We start from the raw sequence: 21,690 nt of genomic DNA on the forward strand, positions 1-21,690 counted from the left end.
AAACGCCGCTAGCGAGCGTTTTAAGTTGACGAGATGGCCATCAACCGACGTATGTAACGAATGGTAAGTTCCAATTTAGACGTTTCCGAGATTTTTGTGGAGCGCGAGGGGCAGCGCGGTGCCATGCACACGCGTCACCTCAACGAGCAGCTCGTTCGCGTTCTCAAGACCATCGGCTACGACGTCGGCTTCCAGAAGGGGCAAGGCCAATACCTCTTCGATCGTCAGGGGGCTCGTTACCTTGATCTATTGAGCGGATTTGGCGTTTTTGCGATTGGCCGCAATCATCCGGCCCTGCGCCAGGCGCTGAAGAGCGTGCTCGACGCCGATCTGCCCAATCTCGTGCAGCTCGATGTCTCGACGCTCGCCGGCGTGCTCGCTGAACGTCTTCTGGAACATGTTCCATACCTGGACAAGGTGTTTTTCGCCAATTCCGGCGCCGAAACCGTCGAAGCCGCGATCAAGTTCGCGCGTGGCGCGACCGGCCGCCCCGGTATCGTCTATTGCGGGCATTCGTTCCACGGCCTGTCCTACGGCGCGCTGTCGCTGACGGATGATTCGAATTTCCGCGGCGGATTCGAGCCGCTGCTGCCGGGCTGCACTCCGATTCCCTTCAACGATCTCGAAGCGCTGGAGAAGGCGCTGTCGTCGCGCCAGGTCGGCGCCTTCATCGTCGAGCCGATCCAGGGCAAGGGCGTCAACATGCCCACCGACGAGTTCCTGCCCGGCGCGCTGGCGCTGTGCCGCAAGTACGGCACGCTGTTCATCGCCGACGAGATCCAGACCGGCATCGGCCGCACCGGAAAATTCCTCGCGATCGAGCATTGGGGCATCGAGCCCGACATGGTGCTGCTGGCGAAGGCGCTGTCCGGCGGTCACGTGCCGATCGGCGCGCTGCTGACGCGCAAGAACATCTTCGACAAGATCTTCAACCAGATGGACCGCGCGGTCGTGCATGGCTCGACCTTCGCCAAGAACGATCTCGCGATGGCCGCCGGCATTGCCACGCTCGACGTCATCAAGGCCGAGAAGCTCGTCGAGAACGCCGCCAAGCGCGGCGCCGAGCTCCGTCTTGCGCTGACGCGCATGGTGCCTGGCTATGAACTGATGAAGGAAGTTCGCGGCAAAGGCCTGATGATCGGCGTCGAGTTCGGTCCGCCGAAATCGCTGCGGCTCAAGGCGTCGTGGAATCTGCTGGAGACCGCCAACAAGGGCCTGTTCTGCCAGCTGATCACGGTGCCGCTGTTCAAGGATCACAAGATCCTAACCCAGGTCGCGGGCCACGGCCTCCACACCATCAAGCTGCTGCCGCCGCTCATGATCACCGAAGAAGACTGCACCTGGATCGAGAAGTCGTTCGACGACGTGATCGCCGGCAGCCACAAGGTGCCCGGCGCGATCTGGTCGCTCGGCAAGACGCTGGTCGACAACGCGGTGCGCAAGTCGGCGTAGGCCTCACGATGTAGCCCGGATGGAGCGAAGCGAAATCCGGGATTCTCACAACCGGCAAGACCGTTCCCGGATTGCGCTTCGCTCCATCCGGGCCACGAAGCAGCCTTATCCGTCATTGCGAGCGCAGCGAAGCAATCCATCGCGCGACAGACGGAGATATGGATTGCTTCGTCGCTGTCGCTCCTCGCAATGACGGTCGGCCAAGGGAAGCAAATCACCCCTCCTTGTTGGCGCGCATTGCGCCCTCGAACTTGTCGCCGAACTCGGAGAGCTCGTCGGCGCCGAGATCGCTGACCGCCCAGTAGTTCAGGCCACGGTCGCTCCAGCGGCGGATGTTGAAGCCCTGCAGTGTCGAGATCTTCGCCGCCTTGCGTTCGGTGTTCGCGGTCTGCGCCACGAACAGGTTGATGACGTGCTGGCGCCGCTTGTAGACCACGGCGCCGATCTCGCGGGCGTTGACGTAGTCGAGCCGGCCGCCGATCAGCGTGAAGCCCTGCGCGGTGAGATCGATCACCGGCGGCGAGACGTCGAGCTTGCCGTTGAACCAGGGCTTGACCGTATGCTGATCCGTCGAGATCACGTCGGTGAGGTGGCCGGCCTGCAGCGAACGCAGATGCGCCGACACCACCTCGTTCTCGATGCGCTGCTCGTCTTCGTTGCGCAGCACGATCGCGACAAGGCCGGTCGCTGCCATCGCCGACACCGCGGAGCCCAGCGCGAAGCCGCGCAGCACCGAGCGCCGGGTCGGCGCCGCCTGCGCTTGCGGTTGCGGCAGTGACTTCTCGATCTTGCGGCGCAGCTCGAGCGGCGCCTTGTAGCGCAAATCGCTCTCGGCGATCGCCTGGCGGATCTCCTGATACTCCTTCATGAGCGCGGCACAATGCGCGCACCCCTCGATATGGGCTTCCACTTCGCGCGCATGGCCGGCGTCGAGTTCGCCGTCGATCAGCGCGTGGATCAGCACTTCGGCTTCCTCGCAGGTCATTTCACTTGCTCCTGTTCCGCAAGCCAGGCCGATCGCAGCATGGCGCGGGCGCGCGCGAGGCGGGACATCACGGTACCGACCGGCACGGCGGCGACATCGGCGATCTCGCGGTATGAAAGATTCTGGATTTCCCTGAGCACGAAGGTCTCGCGGAACGGCTCGGCAAGCGCCGCGACCAGCTTGCGCACGGTCTCGCCGTCGAAGCGGCGCAGCAGCTGCTTTTCCGGGGTCTCCGGGGCTTCATTCCACAACGGGGTCTGCTCGCCGCCTTCGGGCAACTCCTCGACCGCGGTCGGGGCGGTCTTGCGCCTTGCATATTCGGCCCGGCAGACATTGCGCAGGATCGCGAACAGCCACGGCTTCATCGCAGGTCCGCGGTAGCTGTCGAAATGCTTGTAGGCGCGCAGATAGCATTCCTGCACCGCATCCTCGGCGTCGGCGGCGTCGCGCAGCAGATAGCGGGCCAGCGTATAGGCGTCGTCAAGGTACGGCAGCGCGGCCTCGCGGAAGCGCCGCGCCTTTTCGGGATCGTCTTGCGACGCGTTGACAACCATCGTGTCCTGCCCGGCATGTCGAGAGACGGCTCGTGCCCGGCCGGGGGCGGAGGGCCACCGGCCGGGCATGGTTGTGATTGTATGGGTTGTCACGTTACCCAACCTTGACACTGCCTGTCATGTGCGGATGCAGCGAGCAGAAATACTTGTACTCGCCGGGCTCCGTGAAGGTGAACGAGAAGGTGCCGTCGGTATCCATGGTCTTGGAGCGGAATTTGCCCGCGCACACCACGGTGTGCGGGATGTCGTCGCGGTTGGTCCAGGTCACTGTCGTGCCGGCCTTCACCTCGAGCTGGGGCGGGGTGAACGAGAAGTTGTCGATGTGAACCGCGGTATCTTCGGCGCGGGCCGCCGTGACCGGCAGCAGCATGGTCGCGACCACGGCGATCCCGAAGTCGCGTCGATTGATCGAACTCATCGGTCTTGTCCCTCAGCCTTGCAGCGGCGTGTCGATGATCGCCAGCGGCTGGCTGTTCTGCTTGAAGTTGATGCTGGCGACGCCGAGCATGCTGCGCAGCTTGGCATCCTCCACCTTCATCGGGCCGGGCGAGGGGGCGGAGCCCGGCGACGGCTGCGGGAAGGCGGTCGAACGCGCGGTGTGGAAGGTGACGTTGCCCTCGACCTTCTGCATTACCTGGTGGATGTGGCCGTTGAGCACCGTGACCGAGCCGAAGCCCTTGACGTATTCCAGCGCGCGGGCGCCGTCCTCGGTGCCCCAGCCCCATTGCGGATAGACCGTCCACAGCGGGATGTGGGCGAACAGCACGATCGGCGTCGACTTCGAGCGGCCCTTGAGGTCGTTCTCCAGCCATTCGAGCTGCTCGTTGCCGAGATTGCCGAGGCCGCCGCCCTTGAGGTCGACGACGTTGACGAGGCCGATGAAATGCACGCCGCCGGCATCGAACGAATAGTAGCCCGGACCCTTGGTGCCGCGGCCGTAGCGCTCCTTGTAGAGCTTGACCTCCTCGTCGATGAAGTCGTGCTCGCCCGGCACGTAGTGCACGTCGAGCTTGGCCTGCGAGATGATGCGATCGGCGTCATCGAATTCGGACGCCTTCGACAGATGCGTGATGTCGCCGGTGTGGATCATGAAGGACGGCTTGACCGGCATCGCCCGGACCTTGTTGATGGCCTCTTCCAGCGTGCCGATGGCGTTCGGGTTGGCCGGCTTGTCGAAGCCGACATGGCTGTCGCTGATCTGCATGAAGGTCATGCCGGGCGCAGCTTCCGCAGCCGCGGCCGAGCCGACGATGCCGAGCGAATGCGGCACGCCGCCGGTGACCGTCCACAGCACGCCGGTGCCGGCCCAGGTCATGCATTCCAGCACCTTGCGTCGGCTAACGCCTTTTTCCTCATCGCGATGGTCGTGATCGTGTCCGCTCATGGCAAGTCTCCCGTGGGCCCAGGGATTGGGTTTCCGGGGAGATGATCGGCGGGGCCGGGGCTTTATTCCCGACGCTTTGGCGGGGCCGAGGGCAGGGATGACGATTTCGTGAGGTACGACGCCGGTCTGCATGATCGGTGGGCGCAGGGGACCGCGCGACAGCTCGACGCAAGGGCAAGATGCGCAATTGAAGCATTGCTGCTCGCCGCGTTATCGATCCGGCAAACCACTGATCGAGCGGAGGAAAACATGGCTGACGTCACCGGCGGCTGTCACTGCGGCGAGATCCGTTACGAGGTGACCGGCGAACCGGTCGTCCATGCTTTGTGTCACTGCACCGATTGCCGGCGCCACGCTGGCGCGCCGATGGTTGGCTGGGTCATGGTGGCCGAGGACATGGTCAAGGTGACCAAGGGGCAGCCCAGGATCTACCGATCCTCGGAGCACGGCCGGCGGCACTTCTGCGCGAACTGCGGCAGCGGACTTTTCTATACCAACGGCAACATGCTGCCCGGGTTCATCGACATCCAGAGCGGCACCTATGACGATCCCGACGCGGTGCCGGCCACGATGCATATCCAGGTCGCGGAGCGGCTGCGCTGGATGGAGGATGCACACGAGCTGCCGACCTTCGATCGCTTTCCGCCGCCGGAATGACCGCCGGTTGATGAACGCGGCGCTGCCTCTGGCGAAGCGGCGATGCGCGCCGCGACATGGAATCGCCCCGCAACGTAGACGCCTGCGCCCGTTTGGCTTTACTCGTCCTCGTCTTCCGGACCGCCGCGCTGCTCGATCGCATTTCGCACGCTACGCATGACAGCGAACGACACGAACGCCATCCTTCTCTTCTGATCATCGCTCAATGTCTTGTAGAGCGGCTCCCAGGCATCGGCGAGCTTCTTGAGGTCGGTCCCGCGCTGAATCAGCCGATCCGCCCTGCGCTGCATGAATTCGACCGGATTGCCTTCATGCATTCCGTCCATCGGTCCGTTTTCGTGCAATTCGGCAATGCGCTCCAACCGAGCCTGCCGATTTTTCGCTCTGGTGCGGATCGCATCCTCGATGGCCGGCCAGTACTTCTCCTGATCCGGAGTCAGCTGCAAGGCGGCCTTGACGATGCCGACGCGCATGTCGGTCAGGCTCTTCAGGTCGGCGGCGCTGGGTGGCGCAACGCCGACAGTCGGGGATGTCTCTGCTGCGATGGCGAGAGACGAGGTTGTCATCAAAAGTGCAATCGCTGCGGCGGCTGCGTTCCTCGTCATTGCAAACTCCTGAGCTGCTTTTCTTGGACGTCCCGAGAAGGAAAACATAGCCGGATCGGCTGCCGGTTGATCTAGGTCAAAGGGGCAGGGAGCCGGAGGCAGGAACGCTCTTCTGACCGTTCGCAAAATACCGAGCGACGTCGGCTGTTTGCGGGTTGAGCTAGATCAAGCGCGGGCGGTCCATGGTGTTCAGAAATTGCTGTCCAACTCCCACCGACCGGGCGGTCCCATGCACCTTCTGCTCAAGGAAATTCGTCACAATCCATTATTCTGGATGCTTGTCTTCGTGCCGATTGTGCTGGTGGTCGAGACGGCAGCTCCGTCCGCCCACACAGCACTGTTTGTGCTCGCCGTGCTGGCCATCGTGCCGTTGGCTGCCCTTCTCAGCCACGCGACGGAAAGCGTCGCGGAGAAAACGGGCGACGCAATCGGAGGCTTGCTCAACGCAACCCTGGGCAATCTGACCGAGCTGATTATCGCGATCGCTGCGCTGCATGCCGGCGAATACATGCTGGTGAAGGCATCGATCGCTGGTGCCATCGTCACCAATTCACTCTTCATGCTCGGCGCATCGTTCCTGCTCGGGGGGCTCCGCCATCACGTTCAGGAATATAACCGGGCCGGCGGGAGGATGTATGCAGCGCTGCTGCTGATGGCGACGATTGCGCTGCTTGCGCCCTCGGCTGTCGCCGACCTCGATCCGGCGCGCGGCGAGGCCATGGCGCTGGCTCTCAGTACGGGCCTCGCTGTGCTGCTGATATGCGCCTATGGGCTCGGCTTGCTGTTCTCGCTCAAGACACACAAGGAGCTGTTCGCAAGCGAGGAGCATGGCGAAACCGGCGGCGCCGGCTGGCCGATCGGACTTGCGATAGGCACCCTTCTCGTCGTCACGGTGCTGGTTGCGCTGGTCAGCGAAATATTCGTCAGCTCGGTGCAGAAAGCGGGCGCGACGCTGGGATTGAGCCCGGCGTTCGTCGGTTTCATCATCGTCGCGCTGGTCGGCGCCGCGGCAGAAATGGCGGTCGCGTTTTCTGCGGCGCGCAAGAACCGTCTCGATATGAGCGTCAGCATCGCGCTCGGCAGCGCGTCTCAGATCGCCTTGTTTGTCGCGCCGGCACTGGTGCTTCTGAGCTACGTCGTCGGTCCGAAGCCGATGGATTTGCAGTTCTGGCCGGGCGCCGTGACGATGGTCATGATCGCCTCCGTGACGTCCTGCTTCATCACCAACAGCGGACGGTCGGCATGGTTTATCGGCGCCTTGCTCGTGCTCATCTACGTGATTTTCGCCATGACCCTGTACATGGTGCCACCTGGATCGCACGGCCCGGTTTGATCAACGGCGAGCGTTGCCGGCACCAATCCGGACGAGGGCGCGTGTTCTTCGTCGCGTTCACGCGGACCCCTGATGGCTTTAGAGCGGTAGCTCGCTCTGACCGCGCGTCCAGTCGATGATGTCGATCTGGAGCCCCCGTTTCAGAATCTCGGCCTCAAGATTGCTGGCATGCCGCTTCCATTCGGCCGTCGACCGGACCCGGAATTTTGGATCTTCACCGTTTGCCTCGAACTCATCGTCGGCTTCGAGCGCGCCGCGAACAGCCTCGTACATCATCTTAAGGCTCGCGTCGGTGAAGGCGTCGTACTCCATCGAGCCGTCTCCTTGGAAAAGCAAAATTCAAGGGACCGCCACGATGGCGATCATGGCGTCTCTTTGCGATCGATCCATTCAAAATGGACATGCCGATGCCTGACCGAAGCTCGACAGCGAGCCGGTGCGGTGCAACCGCACGTCCATCCATTGCAGCTCAGCCGGATCAATACTGCGGGCAGACCATTTGCCCGTATTCATTGTAGTAGCAGCTTTGGTTGCCGTAGTAGCCATAGGCGCCATACGCGCCGGCTGCGGCTGCAGCGCCGACGGCGGCAGCACCATAACCCCAGCCCGGCCGATAGTAGCCTCTGCCGTAGCCGGGATAGCCGGCGACCGGGCGGCCAGGGCGCCCTGCAATCGGTCGACCGGGATAGCCCGGACGCCCTGCAATCGGTCGGCCACCTGGACGGCCGGCAACGCGATATCCTCCACCGTGAACTCTTCCGCCGCCTACATGCATGCCACCGCCGCGCATCCCGCCGCCGTGAAAGCCGCCTCCGCCGCCGCGGAAGCCGCCGCCTCCTCCGCGACGGGCATAGGCGTCATCAGGAATCAGGCAGACAGCGACGAGAACCAGAGCCGCCAGAGCGGCGAGGATGCAACGAAGCATGGCGTGTCCTCCCTATGGGACAATTTGCGAACGGCGACACTGCGACAATTTCGCCTCGCGAGATTGACGTAGATCAACGGAATGCAGTAGGGCGCGCATTCCAAAAGGGTCAGGCAGCTGTCATCAACCCCAGGCACAATCTGTACTTTGCTGCCGAAGCATCTTGCCTGGAATGCGAACGTGAGTTCCATGGCATTTGCTTTTCGCCTCAGTCAGGCGACAGCCATCGTTTCATTGCCGAGTTCACCTGGTGTTTTTACGTCCTGCGGAACGCAGCCAAGAGGATCAACGTGCGGAAAGCGGATGTGACGTGCGCGTGCTGTGGCGCAGGTTTCCGGCGGTTGGAGCTATGGTCCGAACCTGGCGCCAAAGGTGAGTATCACTGTCCCGTTTGCGACTACTTGCTCGAGGCATTCGATGGCACCAACCTGATCGCCTATCGGCTGACGATCCAGCCGGTGCGCGCGCCGGCCTACTCGGTCAAGCCGTTCGACGATCAACAATAGCCGGACGATTGGTTGCCGCGAGCGCGCTTCGGTTTTCGAGGTGACGGCTGACGCCATGACTGTTTGGCCGTGTCCCCGCACCGATTGGCGCCGCATCCCGGCGGGCCGATGGCCGACCCGGTGATGGCCGCAGAGGACAAAGTGACCTGGGCAGAACTACCTGTCGTCGGAGTACGGCCGTGGGCGGGTCGCTCGCACCCTCGTCGGATGGTCTCGGTGCTTGCTTGCTCGGGCGGCCGGGGCGCCGGCTAGTTCTTGACGGCATACAGAGGCGTTCTGAACGTCAGTTGATAGGCCGGTTTCGGCACCCACATGATTTCGGCTGTGACGCCAAACAGTCGGTTGTCATTATCGTCCACGCGGTCGAGATCGATCCGCACGATCGGTTGCGCAAAGGGCTGAATGGATGCGAGGTTCAGAAGCTGCGCGCCCTCGAAGGATTGCACGCCCACGCGGCCGGTAAATTTCCAATTGTTCGGCCATTGATAGTAGCCGCCGACATAGGCAATCGTGTTCGGGTTGATCCTGCCCAGCGCACCGTCGACGTCGGTTCGCGTGTATTGGAAACCGCTGAGGAAGCCTCTGGTCTCATCGGAATCGAGCGCATAGTCAAATTCGAGAATGTTGTTGAAGGAGGTTGTGCTCAGAGGACCATCGGGAATCGACTTTGTGATAGTCGACTGCAGCGTCACGGTAGGAAAGGTTCCACCGTTCTGCTCGTAAAGGTCGGCCTGGAAGCCGATGTTCCAGCTTGTGATTTGAAAGGACGAAAAGCCGGCGCTTCCAAAGCTCGTCGAACTGCCGGAGACGCCGGCATAAAGCGAGGCGCTCTCGGTGACATCGACCGTCAGCGGAAAATCCATATTGAGAGATTTCGCTGCTGGCAGGCCGACCGGAAATGCCGCGCCGCCTGATGTCGCAAGCGTCTGCGTATTGAACAGCGTCGGATGGCCAAAGCCGAACGCGAGCGATCCTGCCGGAACCTGTGCGTAGATCGTCCTGAGGTCGAGATAGATCGTCGGCACCGAAGCATTGGCAAGGCCATCATCGTTTGCGGCAAAGGCCTGCGCAACCGGGACGGCGATAAGCAGCGCGCACAATGCCGCGCTCAAGATCGATCCGGGAGCCAGGAGCCCCGCGTTGTTACGTGGCGGCGCGTTCAAGGCGAGAACCTTCCCTAGGCGCGGCGATTGCCATTGGGTCGGGAGGCAGGCCGATCGATCGTGGCTTGTCCGTTGCTCGACCTTTGCCGAAACTCCCGTGGGGTGCAGCCGGAAATCCGGCGGAAAGCCCGCGTGAAGTGGGCAGGGTCGGCATAGCCCGACGAGAATGCAACGTCGATGATCTTGATTTCTGTGCTGCCCAGAAGCTTGGCCGCATTGTTGAAGCGAGCCTGCTCAAGCAGACCCGAATATGTCAGACCAGCGAGCGAAAGCCTCCGCTGCAGACTCCTGGTGCTCACGCCCATCATCTCGGCGGCCTGCATGATCGTGAGGCCTCCTTGATCAAGGTAGGAGGGCAAGCTTAGCTTCAGTGCGCTGACGACGTCCTTTCCGAATGACTGCGGCTCGTGATCGGCGGGCGTCGGCCGAACGTCGTTTGCGGGATTTGCAAGACTGAGGAGTTCTGCCGGCACTTCGATCCATGACGCCTTTTGACCCGACATGAAGCGCGTGTTCGGCCAATGCGACTGGACCTCCGGGCTCGGCGTATAGAGTGCTTCAAACGCAATCACTCTCGGAGACCAACTGATCCCGGCGAACTGACGGACGATGTGCAGGACGAATATGTTCTGAAGCCACTGGGATATCTCAAGATGGGAAATGCCCTCCGTTCCAGTAAGCTTGCTGCAAATCTTCAAGCTCTCGCCGCTTGGCTCGAGCCATAGCTGGAGGATCGTATCTTCGCACGGCGCCCACCGGCAAATTTGCTGCAGGGCAACCAGAAGCGTTGGCGCATGGCGCACCCGCGCCCGCATGGCTTCGCTCAAATGTTCGAACGAGAGCCGCTCGGCTGCGCGAAAGGCGATTTCCGATAGGCCCTGCTTTTGCTGAGCGGCCGTCGCGAACCGAACCGCCGGCAGCAAAGGCACGTAATGATCCGCTTTTTCTTCAAAGGACGTCGGGAGTTGAAATCTGGCGAGAAGTGCTGCCGTCGGGCCGCCTATTTCAGAATGGAGCTCAGCGAACGGGATCAGAAATTGACAACGGGTCAATGGAATGACGGTCATTACTACCTACCCAAGAAGTTTTGCCGCGATCGCAGCTTAGCAGGCCGGAACTCGTCTTGCGTTGTCTTTATCGCGAAACCAGCTGCGACGACGCGTTCGACGAATTCCGGTTCGCGAAAGTTTTGGCGGCCGATGGCCAGATCGGTGGACGAAGCTGCTTTATCTTGAAGCGTCGTTTTTCTTGCAGGAGCACGGGCTTCACGCCTCAAACCAACCGATGAGAGCTGTCCGATTGCCTTCAGCCCAGGCGGTCCGCGCAGTCATTGTCGCGTCGCTGCGACACGGTGACGCAACTCTTGATAGCACCGCTCGCGCCCTCAAGATCAGCTCGCGCACGTTGCAGCGACACCTTGGTCGCCTGGGCACCAGCCACAGCGACATACTCGCGGAGGTTCGCTTGAACATCGCTTGCCGCTTGCTCGTAGACTCAAGCAAGCGGCTGTCGGAAATCGCGAAATTCGTCGGCTACAGCAACGCCAGCAGCTTCAGCCGCAGGTTCGTGCGTTTGATGAAAATCCAACCTATCGTTTACAGGCAGCGGCAACTTGCCGATCGGCAGGGCCAAGCGGGCCATCGCAAGAGATCCCACACCGCTGGGCCATGACAATTCCGATCATTGGCGCGAAATGGCAAGACGCGCGATTTGAATTGGCGCGAAATGCTTAGCGAAGCTGATTGCCGAGATAGCGCTCCCCAAAGGAATAACAAACATGACCCTTCGCTCAGCTCTGTTGGTATTTTGCGTCGCCGGATTGATTGCCGCTCCCCATAAGGTGCTTTCCCAAACTGCACCCGAGAACAAACCACACGTACCGCTCGAGAAGTCGATAGGTCAGGCAAAGCCGGAAGTCGTGCCATCGCTCTTCGTCCTCAACTCGCGCGGTGCGAGCTTGAAGGACGGGAAGCTTGTGCTGACGGGGGTTTCACCGAATGCGATCGTGTTCGCCGATCGGCCCGTGAGGGCAGCCGGTCATGATCTCACATCGCGCATTGTCGAGGATTGGGGCAATGGCAGTGACAATTTCGCAAAGGACCCTCCAAACGCCACGGTGTCCGGGTTCAGGAAAGACGGATCATCGGTAGCGGACGCCGTCGTCGTCTTGAAATCGCCCAAGCTCGAAGGCGACAGGCTGACTTTCGATGTCGATATGCTCGAAGGCGACCTTGCGGGGGCTGATGGACCGGCGTCGATCTTTATCGACATCATCGGTCGTCCATTCACGCCGCTGTCTTTTGCCGGCGTTGCCCGCCGCACCGCCTGGCGAGGTGCTTACTACCGCGGCGCTGCAGTCGCGGGTGCGGCCGCGCTTGGAGCTGCGGCAGCCTATCCGTACTACGCCCCCCGATGCGGATACTATCCTTATCCGCCTTGTTACTGAGCAACGCGACCGTCGCGTCGAAGCCGCTGGGCCGACAGGTGGAAGATCGGCCGCGATCTAAGCACGCGAGCTCACAGGAGAGCATCATGAGACGAACCGCTATGATCGCAGCATCGCTGATCGTCGCCGGCATTCAGTCGGCGCACGCGCAGACAGACCTCAGCGCCTACGCCAACGCCGAAGGCTATCTGGACGTTCAGAAGCTGACCTGCGCGCAACTCGCCGGAACATGGCAGGGAGACGCCGACCTTCTCACTGCCTGGTACAGCGGTTGGTACAACGGGCTTGCGCGCAAGCACTACCTCGACATCAAGAAGTCCCGCGAGGCCGAGCACGAAGTAATCCAACATTGCAAGGCGCATCCTGATCAACTCATCATCGAGGCGATCGCGGCGGTCTTCAAGGATATGAGAGCGGCGCTCGGGATCAGGATGCAGCCCTGACCCGCGGGATCGGACACCTTTTACGGCAGGCCGACAGTCGGAGCAGCCTGACGATTGTTTGAAGACCATTCGATTTGCAAAGGAGAGAACAATGGAGATCACGCGTCGCAATCTTGCGCTCGGCGGAATGGGTCTGCTCACCGGAGCGGCGATAGGTCGACCAGCCGTCGCCGAGGAGGGAGCTTTCCTGGGTGTCGGTCAGGGCTTGGAGGACTTCTGGCTCGCGAGCGACGCCTACATATTCGGCTATCCGTTGGTGACGATGGAGATGACGCGGAGGATCATCACCAACGTCGCGGAGCCCGTGGGCACGCGGGGGCCGATGGGCCATATCATCAAGCTGCGTCAATATCCGGACGCGTCGTTCCGTGACGTCACTGCGCCCAACGCGGACACGCTCTACACCACGTCCTTCTTCGACGTCGGCAAAGAGCCGTGGGTCCTCAGCATCCCGGACATGAAGGGGCGCTATTTCCTGATGCCCATGCTTGATGGCTGGACGACGGTGTTCCAGGTGCCGGGAAAGCGCACCACCGGCACCGGTGCACAAACCTATGCCATCACCGGGCCCGGCTGGAAGGGCACGCTGCCGGACGGCGTGAAGGAGTACAAATCGCCCACCAATATCGTGTGGCTGCTCGGCCGCATCTATTGCACCGGAACGCCGGAGGACTACGCCGCCGTCCACAAGCTGCAGGATGAGTGCAAGCTCGTTCCGCTCAGTGCTTACGGCAAGCCGTACACACCGCCTCCAGGAAAGGTCGATCCTTCGATCGACATGAAGACGGCCGTCCGCGAACAGGTCAATCGCATGGACGCGGTGTCGTATTTCAAGCTGCTATGCGAGCTCATGAAAAGCAACCCGCCGAACGCGGCAGACGCGGCCCAGCTCGCCAAATTTGCCCGCATCGGCATCGTACCCGGGCGGGACTTTGACGAGACCAAGCTGAAGGCGGACTTCCTGAAGCGTGTGCCCGAGGTGTCATTCGACAGGATCATGCTTCAGTTCAAGGTCAACAAGGCCATCACGGATGAGAACGGCTTTGCGTTCACGACGAAAACCGGCATCTACGGGACGGACTACCCGATGCGGGCCCTGGTAACCGCGATCGGACTCGGCGCCAACCGCCCGCAGGATGCCGTCTATCCGACCTCGCAAAAGGATGCGGATGGCCGCAAGTACAATGGTGCGAACAAATACGTCATGCGGTTTCCCAAAGGCCACTTGCCTCCGGTCGAGGGATTCTGGTCGCTCACCATGTACGACAGCAGCTACTTCTTTGTGAACAATCCGCTCAACCGATATTCGATCAGCGCGCGGGAAAATCTGAAGGAAAATCCGGACGGCTCGACCGATCTCTATATTCAGAAAGACTCGCCCGGTAAAGACAAGGAATCGAACTGGCTTCCTGCGCCCGAGGGAGATTTCATACTCATGCTGCGGATGTATTGGCCGCAGGAAACCGACCCTTCGATCATCAACGGCACTTGGACGATTCCGGCCGCCAAGAAGATCGGGGCCTGAGAAACTGGATTCATGCCGGCTCCAACCGGGCCGGCATGAATCAATGTGACAATTTGCGCGGGCGAATCGTGCGCTTGAGCGAGCCGTACAGGTCGTTCCGCACCGCACCAAAGGGGGCGTGACATGCGGCTTCGCGGTCTTTCGATGAGGCGGCGACCAAACGGGCGAGGCAAGACACTCAGGGATGTCGGCATCGCCATGATACTGGTCATGGCGTCAGTTTCGTCTGAGGCCGCGCGTGCCGACGAGGCCGGCGTCTCATATTGGCTTCCCGGCCGCTTCGGCAGCCTCGCTGCGACCCCGCAGGTCCCTGGCTGGTCGATGGCGGAGGTCTACTATCACACCAGCGTAAGTGCATTCGGCAATGCCGCGGCCGCCAGGGAGATCCAGGTCGGCAGAATCCCCGCCGCGGCTAACGTCAACCTAAACCTGCATCTCAACGCGCAGGCGGATCTCATCCTTCTCAATCCCACTTATACGTTCGCAACGCCGGTGCTGGGTGGCCAACTTGCCATCGGCGTGACCGGGCTGTTCGGACGGTCGAGCGCGGATCTTGCGGGGACGCTGACGGCGGCCGTCGGTCCGCTGGCGACAACCCGCACCGGCAGCTTCGGCGATTCGATCACATCGGTCGGCGACCTCTACCCGCAGGCGACGCTGAAGTGGAACGCCGGGGTGCACAATTTCATGAGCTATGTAACGGGAGACATCCCGGTCGGAGCATACAGCCCGAGCAGCCTTGCCAATCTCGGCATCGGTCACGCGGCCATCGATGCCGGCGGCGGCTACACCTACTTCAACCAGCAGGCGGGCCACGAATTTTCCGCGGTCGCGGGCTTCACCTACAATTTCAAGAATCCGGATACCCAGTACCAGAGCGGGGTCGACTTCCATCTGGATTGGGGCGCCTCCCAATTCCTGTCAAAGCAGGTTTTCGTTGGCCTGGTTGGATATGCCTATCAGCAGGTCACCGACGATTTCGGCCAGCACCCTGTCCTGGGAGGCTTCCAGTCCCGCGTGCTTGGCGTTGGTCCGCAGATCGGCTTCCTGTTTCCCGTAGGCGACATGCAGGGTTATCTGAATCTCAAAGGGTATGGAGAATTTGCAGCAGAGAATCGCCCGGCCGGCTGGAATACCTGGTTGACGTTCTCGATCTCTCCGATGGCGCCGACCAGCACCGTGACGCCGACCCGACGGGTCGTGACAAAATAGCAGCGCTGCTGGCGCCTTCGATTGTGCCGAGATCACGCCACTATGGGCCGCAACCGTGTCGATGCCCGCCGTTCGGACGCCGCCCGGCAATTTTAGCCGACGCCGGTTCGATACGCGGGCGTCGTGATTGTCAGCAGGGTCCACGCTGCCAATGCTCGGCCGATTGGTTTCAGCCGCGCCAACCCGAAAGTGGAGTCGATGTTACCGGATACGCCGTCGGTCAGTCAGCTCTCTCAAGTGATTTCTCAAGCGGCCGCGCCCGCATTTCTGCTTGGCGCATTGGCGGCCTTTATCGCGGTGCTGATTTCCCGCCTGAACCGGATCATCGACAGATCGATTTACCTGAACCAAATTTCGGATCAGGATCAGGCGAGATGCCGGCTCAAGGCAGACCTGCCGCGTCTTGCTCGGCGCGCCACCATGATCAATCGCGCGATCTTCTGGTCCATCATGGGAAGCATTTCGATCAGCGTTGTCATCGTCGTCGGCTTTGTGAGTGCGTTCCTTCACATCCAGCACGAGCGGGGCGTTGCCATTCTCTTCATTGTTGCCGTTGTGGCTTTCATCGTGTCGTTGGTCGATTTCGCGCGAGAGGTCCGAATTGCCTTGAGCGAGTTCGATCACTACGGCTAGACGCAACGCATTGATACGTGCACGCCTTAACGCGCACGCGCGGCAAATGTCGTGAGCGCTGCCACCATCAACTCCGGCGCTTCCTGCGCGACGCAATGTCCGACACCGTCGAACGTCCAGCGGCTCGCATGCGGGATCAGCGCCGCGGCGCGGTCGGCCATTTCCTTGTAGATCGGCCATGACTGCTCGGTGGTCGCGATGCAGACCGGGCAGGCAATGTAGGAGAACCAGGGGAACGGATTACCGCGGGCGTCGCCGGTGTAGATCTGCTCCATGGCCTGGAAGATCGGCCCGAGCAGGGCCGACTCAATTTCCGGCGTACAAAGCAGCCGCATGCGGCCGTCGCCGAGCCGCGCAAAGCCGTGATGGACATAGGCCCACAGCGACCGTTCGGTCCATGGTGCGAAGGCCGGCGCGGCGCGCAGCCGCTGGAACAGATCGTCGGCGCTGTCGAACTCGGCCCGGCGGCGCAGCACGCCCCGCACCGAGCCGTTCGCGATGTCGCTGAGGTCTCCGGCGCGCGGCGCGCGCGGATCCATCGCGGTCGGCTCCGTGACATGCAGGCGCGCGAAGCGACCGGGCATCAGTCTGGCTGCGAGCAGCAGGTCGGTTGCGCCGGCACTGTGACCGATGCCGTAGATGTCATGGAGGTCGAGGCGCTCCACCACCATGCGGACGTCTTCGGCAAAATCCTGGAAGTGATAGCGATCGGCCGGCGGCTTGTGGCTCAAGCCATGGCCGCGGCGGTCGAGCGCGTAGACCGTGTAATCGGCCGCCAGCGCCTCTGCGACCTCGGTCCACACCTCCGCGACAAAGCCTGTACCGTGCAGCAGCAGCGCCGGCGGCTTGTCCGAGGCCGGCTCGCCCCATTGCGCCACCGCAACCTGTGCACGGGCATCGCCAACCAGGAAGCGCTTCGGGGCGTTCATCGTTGTTCTATCGCGCATCCTGCAGGATCATCGCCGCGGCCTTTTCGGCGATCATCGCCGTCGGCGTGTTGGTATTGCCCGAGGTGATGGTCGGCATCACCGAGGCATCCGCGATGCGCAGGCCGTGCAGGCCGTAGAAGCGCAGCCGCTCGTCGACCACGGCCATCGGATCGTTGGCCGTTCCCATCTTCGCGGTGCCGACGGGGTGGAAGATCGTGGTGCCGATGTCGCCGGCAGCCTTGGCGAGCGAAGCATCGTCGTCGCCGACCGAGGGGCCGGGCAGGAATTCCTCGGGATGATATTTCTCCAGCGCCTTCTGCTTCATCAGCCTGCGCGTGGTGCGGATTGCGTCGGCCGCGACCTGGCGGTCGTCGTCGGTCGACAGATAATTCGGCGCGATCGACGGCTTGTCGTCGGGAACGGACGATTTGATGCGCACGGTGCCGCGCGAGCTCGGCTGCAGATTGCAGGCGCTCACCGTGATCGCGGGAAAGCGGTGCAGCGGATCGCCGAACTTGTCGAGCGACAGCGGCTGCACGTGGAACTGGATGTTGGCGCGCGAGCGCGTCACGTCCGAGCGCGTGAAGATGCCGAGCTGCGACGGCGCCATGGTCAGCGGCCCGCGGCGGCGAAATGCGTAGTCGAGGCCCATCAGGCCGCGGCGAACCAGATTGTAATAGGTCTCGTTCAGCGTGCGCACGCCGGAGACCTTGTAGATCGCGCGCTGCTGCAGATGGTCCTGCAGATTATGGCCGATGCCCTGCACGTCGAGCACGATGTCGATGCCGAGCGGCGACAGCCATTCGGACGGACCAATGCCGGAGCGCTGCAGCACCTGCGTGGTTCCGATCGAACCGGCGCAAAGGATCACTTCACCCCGGGCGCGCGCCTCCACCGTCTCATTGCCCTGCCGGAACAGCACGCCGGCGGCGCGGCCGCTCTCGATCACCAGGCGGTCGACCAGCACGTCGGTTTCGAGCCTGAGATTGCTGCGGTTCAGCACCGGCTTGAGGAAGCCGCGCGCCGACGACCAGCGCCGGCCGCGCTTCTGGTTGACGTGGAAGTAGCTGGTGCCCTCGTTGTCGCCGGTGTTGAAATCCGGGATGCGCTTGATGCCCATCTCCTCGGCGGCATCGCCGACCGCATCGAGGATCTGCCAGGACAGCCGCGGCGCCTCGATGCGCCAGCCTCCGCCGACACCATGATGCTCGCTTTCGCCGAGGAAGTGATCCTCGAGCCGCTTGAACGCCGGCAGCACGTCGCTGTAGCTCCAGCCGGTGAGGCCGAGCTGCCGCCAGTGGTCGTAATCCTCGGCCTGGCCACGCATCGAGATCATGGCGTTGATGGCGGAGGAGCCGCCTATCACCTTGCCGCGCGGGTAGGCGAGCGCGCGGCCGTTGAGGCCGGGCTCGGCCTCGGTCTTGAACATCCAGTCCGATCGCGGATTGCCGATCGCGAAGAGATAGCCGACCGGGATATGAAACCAGATCCAGTTGTCCTTGCCGCCGGCTTCCAGCAGCAGCACGCGCTTCTTCGGATCGGCCGACAGGCGGTTGGCCATGATGCAGCCCGCCGTGCCTGCGCCGACGATAATGTAGTCGAAATCACCCTCGAGCCTTCGCGGCATGTCCTCTTTCCCGGCAAGCGTCTTTTGTTGGGCCCCTTCTATAGCGTTTTCGAGCGAAGTGGAGCCCGGTTCGCGTGAAGAAAACGCGTCAACACAAGAAAATAGAACTCGGTTCTGACAGAGTCAGGACCGAGTTCTATCCAGACGCAGCGGGCCGACACAAGCCCGGCAGTGGATGCCGGGCGTGCGCTGGATGATCAGGGGCGGCTCGGTTCGGCCAGTGTGACCTCATGGCTCGCGCGGGGAACACAGACGATCAGCGTCAGCATGCCGATGCCGAGCACGGCGCCGACGAGGGCGAGCGGTGCGTAGATGCTCCCGGTTGCGGCAGTCATCCAGCCGATCAGGGCAGGGCAGACCGCGCCGCCGAACGAGCCGATCGCCGAGATCAGCGCGATGCCGCCGGCCGCGGCGCTGCCCTCCAGCATCGCGTTCGGAATCGTCCAGAACAGCGACAGGATCGCGAAGATGCCGATCGAGGCGACGGCAAGCAGCGTCACGGTCAGGAGCACGCTGTCTTGCGCGGCCTGCAAGGCGATGAAGCAGGCCGCTGCGACGAGGCCGCAGCAGACCACGTGCCAGCGCCGTTCCCGTGTGCGGTCGGAGCTGTAGCCGATCAGCACCATGCCGATCGCGGACGCAACCGAGATCGCGCCGCTCAGCCAGCCGATCTCGGTGGTGGTCGCCACGCCGACGCGTTTCAGCAGCGTCGGAGTCCACAGCAGGATGGTGTTGAGCGAGCTATGCCGGGGAAGAAGCCGCCCTCGGCGGCGCCGAGCAGGAAGCGTAGCAGATAGAGGTGATACTGGTTCTGCACCAGCGCGAGTAGCACGGTGACTGCGCCCCACAGTACCATGATCCGCAGCAGCGTCTTGCGGACACCGACCTTGACCAGCAGGAGATTGCTCGGCACTTCGAGCGCGACATAGCCGACCGAGAAGATGCCGGCAGCAAGCCCGAACACGGCGTCGTCGATCTGCAGGTCGTGCAGGAATTGCAGCTTGGCAAAGCCGATGTTGAAGCGGTCGATGATCGCAACCGTGTAGCAAGCCAGCAGGAACGGGATCAGGCGCCAGGCGATCCGTCCATAGAGCCGCGAATGGGCCGCATCCTGCATGAAAGTCTCCTCAAGTGATTATTTGATTGTTTGTTGGTGCCGCGACGGCGGTAGGCTCCCTCGCCCCGTTCTTAGGGGGAGAGGGTTGGGGTGAGGGACCGTCTCCCCATAGACGGTGACAGCAACCCTCGCGGAGGCTCGCCCTCACCCGGAATGCATCTAGCGATGCATTTCCGACCTCTCCCCGCAGGCGGGGCGAAAGAGCCCGTGGCTCCGATCGAGTGCGCGCGGCTAGCCTGCCTTCGCGTTCGGCGGAAACTCCAGCATCGCTTCGCCGGCCGCGACCGTCTCGCCGCGTTGGTTCTGTACGGCGACGTCGACCAGCACCCAGCGCGACTTCGCGGTCGTTTGCTTGGCTTTGATGGTGCCGGCCGGGCGGATGGTGTCGCCGGGCTTCACCGGCTTCAGCCAGCGCGTCTCGAGCCTGCGATGGATCGCGCCGGCAGGCGTTGCCCAGTCGGTCAGCATGCGCGAGATCAGGCCGAAATTGTTCATGCCGTGCATGATGATGCCGCCGAAATTGGTCTTGCCGAAATCGCCCTTCATGTAGTTGTCGTCGAGATGCAGCGGGTTGTAGTCGAGCGACGCGTCGCAGAACAGGCGGATCGATTCGCGCGAAACCGCAAATGCCGGGCCGTCGATGGTGTCGCCGGCCTTGAGAGATTCGAAATTCGCCGTGGTCATGGTGATCCTCCTTACATCGGACGGATGGTCTGGCCGCGACCCGAGCAGATCACGTCGCCATGCTGGTTGAAGAAGACATTGTCGTGCACCACGAACAACCGCTCACGCTTGATGAACTTGTCGAGCGCGCGCGCCTGCAGGGTGATGGTGTCGCCGGGGCGTGCCGGGATGTTGTAGCTCCACGACTGCCCGGCATTGACGGTGCCCGGCGAGCGCATCCAGTCGTCGGCCGGCGTGCAGGCGAACATCAAGAGGATATGGATCGCGGGCGGCGCGATCAGCCCGCCATAGGGCCCGGCCTTGGCGGCTGCTTCGTCAAGATAGAGCGGATTGGTCTCGCCGACTGCGCGGCAGTACAGCGCGATCGCTTCCTGCGTGAGCTTGTAGGGCAGCGTCTTGCGCGGCTCGCCCGGGACGATGTCGTCCCACACCTTGCGCAGCTTCGCGTCTTTCCAGAAATCGGTTTCGAACGGGGTGGCCGCAGAACTTTCTGCTTGCGCCATCGTGCATCCTCCTGCTACTGAGTTCGCCAGACGAACAATTAATTCGCTGTATGAATTGACGCTAGCGTGGTCGGGAGCCCCTGACAAGCGCGCAGAGCCGCGTCATGTGCAGGCAGCCATGCGGGCTGCGATGTCGTGAGCGCGATGACGGAACCAGCTGGGCGCCCGCCATGAGCAAAGAGAGTGACGGCTTCGTGCGCGCGATTGCGCGCGGCTTCTCGATCATCGAGGCACTCGGCAAGCCGCCGGGGCGGCACACGCTGGCGGAGGCCGCCGATATTGCCGGCCTCAACCGCGCCACCGCGCGGCGTATCCTCGCGACCCTGGTCGCGCTGAAATATTGCGCGTCCGACGGACGCTATTTCAGCCTGCGGCCGCGCGCGCTCGGGCTCGGCCTGTCGTATCTCAACGCGCTGCCATACTGGGGTCATGCGCAGCGCGCGCTGGAAAATCTGCGCAACGAGATCGGCGAGTCCTGCGCGATGGCGGTGCTCGACGAGGACGAGATCGTCTATGCGCTGCGCCTGCCTGCGCGGCGGATCCTCTCGGCCAATCTCGGCGTCGGCAGCCGGCTGCCCGCGCATCTGGTGTCGCTCGGCCGCGTCATGCTCGCGGCGCTGCCGCCCGGCACCCGCGAGGCTTATCTCGCGACCGGGGGCTTCAGGCAGGTCACGCCGCGCACGGTCACCGATCCGGAGCGTCTTGGCGAGTTGCTCGCGCGGGTCGAGAGCGACGGCTATGCCTGGGTCGATGGCGAGCTCGATCCGGCGATCTGCGGCATCGCGGTGCCGTTGCGCGATCCCGCGGGCGCGGTGGTCGCCGCGCTCAGCGTCAACACGATCTCGGGAACGGTGAGCGAAGCCGGCGCGCGCAAGAAGTTCCTGCTGCCGCTGCGCCGCACCGCGCAGGAGATCCGCAGCCAGATGCTGACATCAGGGTAGGGGACGGCCGTTATCGACGCCTTTTCACCCGCTCCGGACCTGGATGGCTTTCCACGCCCATGCCGA

26 protein-coding genes are annotated in these 21,690 nt (G+C 62.7%); 11 read left to right on the forward strand and 15 right to left on the reverse strand.

All coding sequences use genetic code 11. The features are described 5' to 3' along the window. Positions 1-60 precede the first annotated feature (60 nt). Positions 61-1,452: an aminobacteriohopanetriol synthase HpnO gene (gene hpnO, locus ACVMIH_RS41375; protein ID WP_057015689.1), complete on the forward strand. Its 1,392-nt coding sequence runs from the start codon at positions 61-63 to the stop codon at positions 1,450-1,452. A gap of 214 nt (positions 1,453-1,666) precedes the next feature. On the opposite strand, the gene ACVMIH_RS41380 is transcribed toward hpnO, so the two are convergent. The 4 genes from ACVMIH_RS41380 to ACVMIH_RS41395 all read right to left on the reverse strand — a co-directional run bounded on the left by ACVMIH_RS41380 (position 1,667) and on the right by ACVMIH_RS41395 (position 4,375). After that, positions 1,667-2,437, reverse strand: a complete 771-nt coding sequence (locus tag ACVMIH_RS41380; protein ID WP_456866318.1) for an anti-sigma factor family protein — start codon at positions 2,435-2,437, stop codon at positions 1,667-1,669. Next, on the reverse strand, positions 2,434-2,991 hold the full coding sequence (locus ACVMIH_RS41385) for a sigma-70 family RNA polymerase sigma factor (protein WP_168856432.1): 558 nt from the start codon (positions 2,989-2,991) through the stop codon (positions 2,434-2,436). Before ACVMIH_RS41385 ends, ACVMIH_RS41380 begins: the two co-directional genes overlap by 4 nt. Before the next feature lie 94 nt (positions 2,992-3,085). Then, positions 3,086-3,409 (reverse strand): cupredoxin domain-containing protein, encoded by a 324-nt coding sequence (locus ACVMIH_RS41390; protein WP_229190026.1) that lies wholly within the window; start codon positions 3,407-3,409, stop codon positions 3,086-3,088. 12 nt (positions 3,410-3,421) lie between these two features. Next, a complete protein-coding gene (locus ACVMIH_RS41395; RefSeq protein WP_253640299.1) occupies positions 3,422-4,375 on the reverse strand; it encodes a metallophosphoesterase family protein in 954 nt (317 codons plus the stop codon). Positions 4,376-4,624: 249 nt separating this feature from the next. On the opposite strand from ACVMIH_RS41395, the gene ACVMIH_RS41400 reads away from it, so the two are divergent. After that, the gene (locus ACVMIH_RS41400) at positions 4,625-5,032 is read left to right on the forward strand and encodes a GFA family protein (protein WP_253609577.1); all 408 of its coding nucleotides are present in this window, start codon (positions 4,625-4,627) and stop codon (positions 5,030-5,032) included. 98 nt (positions 5,033-5,130) lie between these two features. Here the strand turns inward: ACVMIH_RS41400 and ACVMIH_RS41405 are convergent, their stop codons facing one another. Next, positions 5,131-5,685, reverse strand: a complete 555-nt coding sequence (locus ACVMIH_RS41405; protein WP_233475477.1) for a Spy/CpxP family protein refolding chaperone — start codon at positions 5,683-5,685, stop codon at positions 5,131-5,133. Between the two features lie 181 nt (positions 5,686-5,866). On the opposite strand from ACVMIH_RS41405, the gene cax reads away from it, so the two are divergent. Further along, on the forward strand, positions 5,867-6,970 hold the full coding sequence (gene cax / locus ACVMIH_RS41410) for a calcium/proton exchanger (RefSeq protein WP_456866321.1): 1,104 nt from the start codon (positions 5,867-5,869) through the stop codon (positions 6,968-6,970). 78 nt (positions 6,971-7,048) lie between these two features. Here the strand turns inward: cax and ACVMIH_RS41415 are convergent, their stop codons facing one another. Both ACVMIH_RS41415 and ACVMIH_RS41420 read right to left on the reverse strand, forming a co-directional pair. Next, entirely contained in the window at positions 7,049-7,282 is a 234-nt protein-coding gene (locus tag ACVMIH_RS41415) for a hypothetical protein (RefSeq protein ID WP_028331701.1), read from the reverse strand. Positions 7,283-7,448: 166 nt separating this feature from the next. Beyond that, positions 7,449-7,895, reverse strand: a complete 447-nt coding sequence (locus tag ACVMIH_RS41420; protein WP_076833062.1) for a hypothetical protein — start codon at positions 7,893-7,895, stop codon at positions 7,449-7,451. A gap of 14 nt (positions 7,896-7,909) precedes the next feature. Here ACVMIH_RS41420 and ACVMIH_RS41425 point away from each other — a divergent pair, with 14 nt between their 5' ends. Then, a complete protein-coding gene (locus ACVMIH_RS41425; RefSeq protein ID WP_456866324.1) occupies positions 7,910-8,401 on the forward strand; it encodes a hypothetical protein in 492 nt (163 codons plus the stop codon). A 248-nt stretch (positions 8,402-8,649) separates the two neighbouring features. Here the strand turns inward: ACVMIH_RS41425 and ACVMIH_RS41430 are convergent, their stop codons facing one another. Both ACVMIH_RS41430 and ACVMIH_RS41435 read right to left on the reverse strand, forming a co-directional pair. Next, on the reverse strand, positions 8,650-9,564 hold the full coding sequence (locus tag ACVMIH_RS41430; RefSeq protein ID WP_456866327.1) for a hypothetical protein: 915 nt from the start codon (positions 9,562-9,564) through the stop codon (positions 8,650-8,652). A gap of 14 nt (positions 9,565-9,578) precedes the next feature. Next, positions 9,579-10,631: a helix-turn-helix domain-containing protein gene (locus ACVMIH_RS41435; RefSeq protein ID WP_456866329.1), complete on the reverse strand. Its 1,053-nt coding sequence runs from the start codon at positions 10,629-10,631 to the stop codon at positions 9,579-9,581. A 217-nt stretch (positions 10,632-10,848) separates the two neighbouring features. Here ACVMIH_RS41435 and ACVMIH_RS41440 point away from each other — a divergent pair, with 217 nt between their 5' ends. The 6 genes from ACVMIH_RS41440 to ACVMIH_RS41465 all read left to right on the forward strand — a co-directional run bounded on the left by ACVMIH_RS41440 (position 10,849) and on the right by ACVMIH_RS41465 (position 15,823). Continuing rightward, on the forward strand, positions 10,849-11,235 hold the full coding sequence (locus ACVMIH_RS41440; RefSeq protein WP_076833065.1) for a helix-turn-helix domain-containing protein: 387 nt from the start codon (positions 10,849-10,851) through the stop codon (positions 11,233-11,235). 106 nt (positions 11,236-11,341) lie between these two features. Further along, complete coding sequence (locus tag ACVMIH_RS41445) at positions 11,342-12,010, forward strand: hypothetical protein (RefSeq protein WP_225163358.1); 669 nt, start codon at positions 11,342-11,344, stop codon at positions 12,008-12,010. Positions 12,011-12,111: 101 nt separating this feature from the next. After that, complete coding sequence (locus ACVMIH_RS41450; RefSeq protein WP_057015680.1) at positions 12,112-12,453, forward strand: HdeA/HdeB family chaperone; 342 nt, start codon at positions 12,112-12,114, stop codon at positions 12,451-12,453. A 91-nt stretch (positions 12,454-12,544) separates the two neighbouring features. Then, positions 12,545-13,978, forward strand: coding sequence for a DUF1254 domain-containing protein (locus ACVMIH_RS41455; protein ID WP_057015679.1), 1,434 nt, complete (start codon positions 12,545-12,547; stop codon positions 13,976-13,978). 210 nt (positions 13,979-14,188) lie between these two features. Continuing rightward, complete coding sequence (locus tag ACVMIH_RS41460) at positions 14,189-15,190, forward strand: SphA family protein (RefSeq protein WP_456866332.1); 1,002 nt, start codon at positions 14,189-14,191, stop codon at positions 15,188-15,190. A gap of 123 nt (positions 15,191-15,313) precedes the next feature. After that, positions 15,314-15,823 (forward strand): DUF2721 domain-containing protein, encoded by a 510-nt coding sequence (locus ACVMIH_RS41465; protein ID WP_229190019.1) that lies wholly within the window; start codon positions 15,314-15,316, stop codon positions 15,821-15,823. Positions 15,824-15,849: 26 nt separating this feature from the next. Here ACVMIH_RS41465 and ACVMIH_RS41470 read toward each other — a convergent pair whose 3' ends face one another. The 6 genes from ACVMIH_RS41470 to ACVMIH_RS41495 form a co-directional block, all read right to left on the reverse strand. Continuing rightward, entirely contained in the window at positions 15,850-16,752 is a 903-nt protein-coding gene (locus ACVMIH_RS41470; protein ID WP_456866335.1) for an alpha/beta fold hydrolase, read from the reverse strand. A 7-nt stretch (positions 16,753-16,759) separates the two neighbouring features. Continuing rightward, positions 16,760-18,379, reverse strand: coding sequence for a GMC family oxidoreductase (locus ACVMIH_RS41475; RefSeq protein WP_316394627.1), 1,620 nt, complete (start codon positions 18,377-18,379; stop codon positions 16,760-16,762). Positions 18,380-18,576: 197 nt separating this feature from the next. Continuing rightward, the gene (locus ACVMIH_RS41480) at positions 18,577-19,068 is read right to left on the reverse strand and encodes an MFS transporter (protein WP_456866338.1); all 492 of its coding nucleotides are present in this window, start codon (positions 19,066-19,068) and stop codon (positions 18,577-18,579) included. 11 nt (positions 19,069-19,079) lie between these two features. Beyond that, positions 19,080-19,496 (reverse strand): MFS transporter, encoded by a 417-nt coding sequence (locus ACVMIH_RS41485; protein WP_456866340.1) that lies wholly within the window; start codon positions 19,494-19,496, stop codon positions 19,080-19,082. A 231-nt stretch (positions 19,497-19,727) separates the two neighbouring features. Beyond that, positions 19,728-20,180 carry a MaoC family dehydratase gene (locus tag ACVMIH_RS41490; protein WP_057015675.1) on the reverse strand — a complete coding sequence of 151 codons (453 nt, stop codon included), beginning with the start codon at positions 20,178-20,180 and terminating at the stop codon, positions 19,728-19,730. An 11-nt stretch (positions 20,181-20,191) separates the two neighbouring features. Continuing rightward, the gene (locus tag ACVMIH_RS41495; protein ID WP_028331684.1) at positions 20,192-20,683 is read right to left on the reverse strand and encodes a MaoC family dehydratase; all 492 of its coding nucleotides are present in this window, start codon (positions 20,681-20,683) and stop codon (positions 20,192-20,194) included. A 170-nt stretch (positions 20,684-20,853) separates the two neighbouring features. Between ACVMIH_RS41495 and ACVMIH_RS41500 the strand changes: the two genes are divergently transcribed. Further along, the gene (locus ACVMIH_RS41500) at positions 20,854-21,624 is read left to right on the forward strand and encodes an IclR family transcriptional regulator domain-containing protein (protein ID WP_456866343.1); all 771 of its coding nucleotides are present in this window, start codon (positions 20,854-20,856) and stop codon (positions 21,622-21,624) included. Positions 21,625-21,690 lie beyond the last annotated feature (66 nt).

This window comes from Bradyrhizobium sp. USDA 4503, assembly GCF_054055815.1.

What these genes read in the sequence shown, in the direction of transcription:
- hpnO (WP_057015689.1), top strand. Translation starts at nt 61, where the DNA reads ATGGTAAGTTCCAATTTAGACGTTTCCGAGATTTTTGTGGAGCGCGAG.
- ACVMIH_RS41380 (WP_456866318.1), bottom strand. Translation starts at nt 2,437, where the DNA reads ATGACCTGCGAGGAAGCCGAAGTGCTGATCCACGCGCTGATCGACGGC.
- ACVMIH_RS41385 (WP_168856432.1), bottom strand. Translation starts at nt 2,991, where the DNA reads ATGGTTGTCAACGCGTCGCAAGACGATCCCGAAAAGGCGCGGCGCTTC.
- ACVMIH_RS41390 (WP_229190026.1), bottom strand. Translation starts at nt 3,409, where the DNA reads ATGAGTTCGATCAATCGACGCGACTTCGGGATCGCCGTGGTCGCGACC.
- ACVMIH_RS41395 (WP_253640299.1), bottom strand. Translation starts at nt 4,375, where the DNA reads ATGAGCGGACACGATCACGACCATCGCGATGAGGAAAAAGGCGTTAGC.
- ACVMIH_RS41400 (WP_253609577.1), top strand. Translation starts at nt 4,625, where the DNA reads ATGGCTGACGTCACCGGCGGCTGTCACTGCGGCGAGATCCGTTACGAG.
- ACVMIH_RS41405 (WP_233475477.1), bottom strand. Translation starts at nt 5,685, where the DNA reads ATGTTTTCCTTCTCGGGACGTCCAAGAAAAGCAGCTCAGGAGTTTGCA.
- cax (WP_456866321.1), top strand. Translation starts at nt 5,867, where the DNA reads ATGCACCTTCTGCTCAAGGAAATTCGTCACAATCCATTATTCTGGATG.
- ACVMIH_RS41415 (WP_028331701.1), bottom strand. Translation starts at nt 7,282, where the DNA reads ATGGAGTACGACGCCTTCACCGACGCGAGCCTTAAGATGATGTACGAG.
- ACVMIH_RS41420 (WP_076833062.1), bottom strand. Translation starts at nt 7,895, where the DNA reads ATGCTTCGTTGCATCCTCGCCGCTCTGGCGGCTCTGGTTCTCGTCGCT.
- ACVMIH_RS41425 (WP_456866324.1), top strand. Translation starts at nt 7,910, where the DNA reads ATGGGACAATTTGCGAACGGCGACACTGCGACAATTTCGCCTCGCGAG.
- ACVMIH_RS41435 (WP_456866329.1), bottom strand. Translation starts at nt 10,631, where the DNA reads ATGACCGTCATTCCATTGACCCGTTGTCAATTTCTGATCCCGTTCGCT.
- ACVMIH_RS41440 (WP_076833065.1), top strand. Translation starts at nt 10,849, where the DNA reads ATGAGAGCTGTCCGATTGCCTTCAGCCCAGGCGGTCCGCGCAGTCATT.
- ACVMIH_RS41445 (WP_225163358.1), top strand. Translation starts at nt 11,342, where the DNA reads ATGACCCTTCGCTCAGCTCTGTTGGTATTTTGCGTCGCCGGATTGATT.
- ACVMIH_RS41450 (WP_057015680.1), top strand. Translation starts at nt 12,112, where the DNA reads ATGATCGCAGCATCGCTGATCGTCGCCGGCATTCAGTCGGCGCACGCG.
- ACVMIH_RS41455 (WP_057015679.1), top strand. Translation starts at nt 12,545, where the DNA reads ATGGAGATCACGCGTCGCAATCTTGCGCTCGGCGGAATGGGTCTGCTC.
- ACVMIH_RS41460 (WP_456866332.1), top strand. Translation starts at nt 14,189, where the DNA reads ATGGCGTCAGTTTCGTCTGAGGCCGCGCGTGCCGACGAGGCCGGCGTC.
- ACVMIH_RS41470 (WP_456866335.1), bottom strand. Translation starts at nt 16,752, where the DNA reads ATGAACGCCCCGAAGCGCTTCCTGGTTGGCGATGCCCGTGCACAGGTT.
- ACVMIH_RS41475 (WP_316394627.1), bottom strand. Translation starts at nt 18,379, where the DNA reads ATGCCGCGAAGGCTCGAGGGTGATTTCGACTACATTATCGTCGGCGCA.
- ACVMIH_RS41485 (WP_456866340.1), bottom strand. Translation starts at nt 19,496, where the DNA reads ATGCAGGATGCGGCCCATTCGCGGCTCTATGGACGGATCGCCTGGCGC.
- ACVMIH_RS41490 (WP_057015675.1), bottom strand. Translation starts at nt 20,180, where the DNA reads ATGACCACGGCGAATTTCGAATCTCTCAAGGCCGGCGACACCATCGAC.
- ACVMIH_RS41495 (WP_028331684.1), bottom strand. Translation starts at nt 20,683, where the DNA reads ATGGCGCAAGCAGAAAGTTCTGCGGCCACCCCGTTCGAAACCGATTTC.
- ACVMIH_RS41500 (WP_456866343.1), top strand. Translation starts at nt 20,854, where the DNA reads ATGAGCAAAGAGAGTGACGGCTTCGTGCGCGCGATTGCGCGCGGCTTC.